This window comes from Methylobacterium sp. WL18 (assembly GCF_008040015.1).
In the GTDB taxonomy this organism is placed as follows: Bacteria; Pseudomonadota; Alphaproteobacteria; order Rhizobiales; family Beijerinckiaceae; genus Methylobacterium; species Methylobacterium mesophilicum.
Map to the genome: position 1 here is coordinate 1 of NZ_VRVD01000810.1, position 1830 is coordinate 1830.

2 protein-coding genes and 1 pseudogene are annotated in these 1830 nt (G+C 71.3%); 1 reads left to right on the forward strand and 2 read right to left on the reverse strand.

The annotated features are described in order from the left end of the window. The coding region (locus tag FV228_RS28560) for an AraC family transcriptional regulator (RefSeq protein ID WP_147857563.1) at positions 1–797 on the reverse strand (797 nt) is incomplete at its 3' end. 114 nt (positions 798–911) lie between these two features. Between FV228_RS28560 and FV228_RS28565 the strand changes: the two genes are divergently transcribed. Beyond that, positions 912–1553, forward strand: coding sequence for an HD domain-containing protein (locus FV228_RS28565; protein WP_147857562.1), 642 nt, complete (start codon positions 912–914; stop codon positions 1551–1553). A 150-nt stretch (positions 1554–1703) separates the two neighbouring features. Here the strand turns inward: FV228_RS28565 and FV228_RS34530 are convergent. Next, positions 1704–1830 (reverse strand): annotated as a pseudogene (locus FV228_RS34530) (porin family protein); the annotation flags it as partial.

The window sequence follows — 1830 nt, forward strand, 5'->3', positions numbered from 1 at the left end:
GCCTCGACCCAGTCGGCCGGCGTCACGCCGACCTCGTTCCGGAATAGGCGGGCGAAGTGCCGGGGGCTGAGGCCGGCCCGTCCGGCCAGCCGGGCCACGCTGTGATCCTCGGCGGGCGTGGCCGCGATCCAGCGCTGGATCTCCTGGAGGATTGCCCGGCCTGACGGCTCTGTCGCGCCGCTTCGGCTGAACTGCAACTGGCCCCCGGGGCGTTTGAAGAACATCACCAGTTGCGCCGCGACGCGCTTGGCAACGTCCCGCCCGAGATCTTCCTCGACGAGGGCGACGGCAAGGTCGAGGCCCGCGGTCACCCCGGCGGCGGTGCAGACCGGACCGTCGCGGACCTGGATCGCGTCGGGCTCGACCCGGATCGCGGGGTAGCGCCGGGCCAGGGCGTCGGCGGCCGCCCAATGCGTGGTGACCCGGCGTCCGTCCAGCAGCCCGGCTTCGGCGAGGGCGAAGGCCCCGGTGCAGACCGATCCGTAGCGCCTGGCCGCGGGCGCCGTGCGCCGCAGCCAGTCGAGAAAGGCGGCGGCCGGACGGCGATGGGGCGCGTCCGGCGATCCCGCCACCAGCAGCGTGTCGAGGGCGCCGGCGTCGGCCTCGAAGATGGTCCGGTCCCCGAGCAGTCGCGCGCCCGACGAGGTCCGGATGACGGCGGTGTCGATCGAGACGATCTCGGTGCGGTAGACGCACCGCCCGGCCTGGACGTTCGCCTCCGCGAAGACGTCCAACGGGCCGGAGACGTCGAGCATCTGCACGCCCGGTCCCGCGGCGATCGCCAGCCTCCGCTCCATCATGCCCTCCCCGGCGTCCGTCGCACGCACGAATTGTCCGTCCGAGACGTGTTCCGTCAACTCCGGACGCGGCGCGCGGGGCTACCGTCTCGGGGTCAGCAAGGAGGGAAAGCCATGGCTCATCCAATCGACGGCGTCGCCATTCCCGACAGCACGCTTGCCCGGGCGGTGACCGAACTGGTCCGGGATACGGAATCGCCGCTGCTGTTCCACCATTCCAGCCGCGTCTATTACTTCGGCGCCCTGGCGGGGAAGCAGCGCGGCCTCAGCTACGATCCGGAGCTGCTCTATGTCGGGGCCATGTTCCACGACATGGGGCTGACGCCGCAGCACAGCAGCGCGCATGAACGCTTCGAGGTCGACGGCGCCAACGCGGCGCGGGATTTCCTGCGCCAGCACGGCATCGCGCAGGCCGACATCGACACGGTGTGGACCGCCATCGCGCTGCACACCACGCCGGGAATCCCGCAGCACATGCACCCGGTGGTCGCGCTGGTCACCGCCGGGGTCGAGATGGACGTGCTCGGCCTGACCTACGCCGCCTACAGCGACGCGGAGCGCTCGGCCGTGGTGCGGGCGCATCCGCGGACCCCGCATTTCAAGGAGGACATCATCCAGGCGTTCTACGAGGGGATCCGGCACAAGCCGGAGACGACCTTCGGCAACGTCAAGGCCGACGTCCTCGCCGACAAGGAGCCGCATTTCCACGCCGGCAACTTTTGTCGCGTGATCCGTGAGTCGCCCTGGCGCGGATGAGGGCATAGCCTACGGCGCGCCGTCCTGCAGAACGGCAGAACCCCGGGGGCCAGGGGCACCCGGGGTTCTGTACGACCTGAGCGGCCGGGCCGCCGAGGCGGCTCCCGGCCGAGACAACTCCCGGCCCGGAGGCCGGGAGCGTCGCGGGTCCTAGTACGAGCCGAACTTGTAGTTCAGGCCGGCGCGGACGACGGCGAACTCGTCGTCGCGGCGGCCGATGGCGCTGTAGGCCACCGGGACGAGGTTGGCGGCGTTGACCACCAGGGCGCCCTGGTTG

Bases quoted from the DNA above. Each gene is read 5' to 3' on its own strand.
- FV228_RS28565 (WP_147857562.1), top strand. From the start codon at position 912: ATGGCTCATCCAATCGACGGCGTCGCCATTCCCGACAGCACGCTTGCC.